Below are 2693 nucleotides of genomic sequence, written 5' to 3' on the forward strand. Positions count from 1 at the left end.
CTAGACAAAATGACACCAAATGAGTTTTACTATGATCAGCTACCCCAACAAAACAAGGTGGCTTAACTAGAGCGGAATATCACTTATAAATACGCTTTTAGTTGTTCAAACAAGTGGGACCACCTCTCAACACCAGTGCTGATGCTGTTTTGCACAATGTCTATATTGATATTAATCACCCTGAAAATCTGGCGATGTTTAGCGAGTCTTGCAAGAATCGCCATGAAATTAATGAAAACCTACCCATTTGCCAGTTAATCACTTCATGGGTTCGATTACTAGGGATCTTCACCATTCTGGACAATACAGATCAGGACAAAGAAACCCCTGTTCTCATTCAACTTGCTGACGGCGGTACTTTATCTATCGATGGTTGGGAAATTCTCGACCAAGAAACCAAAGATAGACGCTTGGCGTTAATGGACATTGAGCCAGATGAAGAACAAGACGTAGACGACCCTATTTTGTTCGCTCATGAGCATTCAGACTCAATCACACTCACCAAAGTCGAAAAGCCAGTAGCAGAAAGTGTATATGTCGCTACGCGTAACTCTTACAGCAACAACTTTGATTTAGTTCTTGAATGTATCTTGAATCCTGAAAAATATTACAGCCTATATCAAGGCTCATATGATGGCACTCATGTTCAAGTGATCCTGAATGACTTGGCACTACTACCATCATGTAAGACACATAAATCAGAAATTGGCGACTATGTAACATGCAATGTACTGGAGCTGTTCAAAGGCTCAATAGATGCGTATGGCGCAGAAAGTGAATTTATTGATTCATTCGTGCAACTCGACATTACACCGTACTTAGATAGCACACTGAAAATGGACTACACCGAATTGCAGTTTAGCTACCAGAGCAACGATCTCATTGCATTTTTTGGGAATGATCCATGTTCTTAACATGGATCTCTATAGAATAGGAGAAAATACAATGTCTGATCATATCTATAATTACATCATCGGCAGAATCGACAAAAGCCGTAAAATTATGGTTCTGGTGAACTACGAATCAAGATCCAATCTGGTGACTCAAGCACAGTTAATGAAAGTCCAATTCCCGAACCTCAATACCTTGAGAATGTTCCTGAATGACTTTGAGCCAACGGAAAAACATGTTATCCATTACTCGAAATACAGTAAAGAAATGCCATCAGGTGCAGATGGATATTTCCTATTTTCAGAACATGACCAACAATGGAATATTTTTGATCCAAAAGTTATAAATCGGTTTGTTCACATACACCAAGAAGCACCAGAGTTCGATAACTACCAAGATTATATCTGTTCTTGTGAAGTCAAAAACTCACCTACACTTAAAGCAAAACATAAAAAACAAGCATTTGTGCAGAAGATGATCTTCACTTCATTGGGTTTTGAGCGTTATTGCCATCATTGCAATGGCTATGAACCACTGGATCGCTTTTATTATCATTCTGATACCAAAACCTATGAAGCAGTTTGCAAGCCTTGTTATGTTCCTCATTACAAGCCTTACAAAATGAAAAAACGTATGACCAGTACGGTTGAAGAATATATTTAATCATTAACTAGAACTCAAAAAGTATTTTTAGATAATGCTTGGAATCAATTCAATTCATCAAGTTTTAAAAAATAATTCCTTTTGTCAGGTCTATCATTTTTTAAATGCTTTAAAAATATTTTCGCAGTTTCCTCCGATGCATCCTCTCTTAGGCAACGTTCAACAAAGGATATATCTACAAATTCATCTGCTAACCCAGCACGACCAAGATCTAAAAAATAAATTTCATTGAATTTATCTATAAAAATATTACTATCCGTGATATCGCCATGAGAAAAAACCAATCTTTCTTCAACACGAGTCTCGGTTAACTCATTCCATAGACTTAGGTAAGTTTTATGGTCTCCCCATAATTCAGTGTCAAAATCATCTTGATCTATATCGTCAAGGAGTTGGTTATCAATAAAAAATTTTGACTCTTTTAACCGATGATCAATGTTTGAAATAAATGGACAATCAATAATAGCAATTGAATTTAACAGATTGAGTGCCTCCTTATAGATAGCAAGCAATTCTTGGTCTGTTAAAAAAAGCGCTGAAATTGGTTTTGCATTGATCGCTTTAGTGATCATGAATTCAAACTGCTCATCCTGAAAAGTCATGATGAGTTCAGGCACCTTTAATTTCTCAGAGAGCCAACTCAACATTTTCGCTTCACGAGAGACACTGTATGTGGTCTCTGTATATAAAGTGCTAGATCGCTTAAGAAAAAAAGTTTCATTATTTCGATTAAAAGAATAAACATCCGATGGCGACTGACCAATTTTATTTGGCTCTAAAACGCTGTTTCCGATAAATTGTTGAATAATATTGGGCAATTCCATCAAGTTTTCCTTTTATTCAGCATTAAAAACCCCGCAAATGCGAGGCCTAGTAAATAGATGATCTTAATTTGGTTCACTGTAGCAAAAATATGGGGCGAATTCAAACATGAGGTGCGACAGTTTCAAAAGCCATATGATAATCAACAAGCTGAGCAAATTTCTCTAATGGTGTAAGCCAATCTAACGCCTTTCTAGGACGAGTATTCAGTGACATGGCAACTTGATTTAAATAATGCTGATCTGCCTGATTTAAATCAATCCCTTTAGGTAAATATTGCCTAATTAAACCATTCATATTTTCGCATGTGCCTTTTT

4 protein-coding genes are annotated in these 2693 nt (G+C 36.5%); 2 read left to right on the plus strand and 2 right to left on the minus strand.

The genetic code is table 11. The annotated features are described in order from the left end of the window. Positions 1 to 113 precede the first annotated feature (113 nt). Positions 114 to 914, plus strand: coding sequence for a hypothetical protein (locus tag FTT84_RS17455; RefSeq protein WP_373685048.1), 801 nt, complete (start codon positions 114 to 116; stop codon positions 912 to 914). 31 nt (positions 915 to 945) lie between these two features. After that, complete coding sequence (locus FTT84_RS17460) at positions 946 to 1554, plus strand: hypothetical protein (protein WP_024160765.1); 609 nt, start codon at positions 946 to 948, stop codon at positions 1552 to 1554. Between the two features lie 44 nt (positions 1555 to 1598). Here FTT84_RS17460 and FTT84_RS17465 read toward each other — a convergent pair whose 3' ends face one another. Both FTT84_RS17465 and FTT84_RS17470 read right to left on the minus strand, forming a co-directional pair. Beyond that, positions 1599 to 2378 carry an aminoglycoside O-phosphotransferase APH(3')-VIa gene (locus tag FTT84_RS17465; protein WP_000422636.1) on the minus strand — a complete coding sequence of 260 codons (780 nt, stop codon included), beginning with the start codon at positions 2376 to 2378 and terminating at the stop codon, positions 1599 to 1601. A gap of 100 nt (positions 2379 to 2478) precedes the next feature. Next, positions 2479 to 2693, minus strand: a 215-nt coding sequence (locus FTT84_RS17470) for a hypothetical protein (protein WP_005139060.1), incomplete at its 5' end; no start/stop codon positions are given.

Source organism: Acinetobacter sp. YH01019 (assembly GCF_013420285.1).
In the GTDB taxonomy this organism is placed as follows: domain Bacteria; phylum Pseudomonadota; class Gammaproteobacteria; order Pseudomonadales; family Moraxellaceae; genus Acinetobacter; species Acinetobacter gandensis.

What these genes read in the sequence shown, in the direction of transcription:
- FTT84_RS17465 (WP_000422636.1), bottom strand. Translation starts at nt 2,378, where the DNA reads ATGGAATTGCCCAATATTATTCAACAATTTATCGGAAACAGCGTTTTA.
- FTT84_RS17460 (WP_024160765.1), top strand. Translation starts at nt 946, where the DNA reads ATGTCTGATCATATCTATAATTACATCATCGGCAGAATCGACAAAAGC.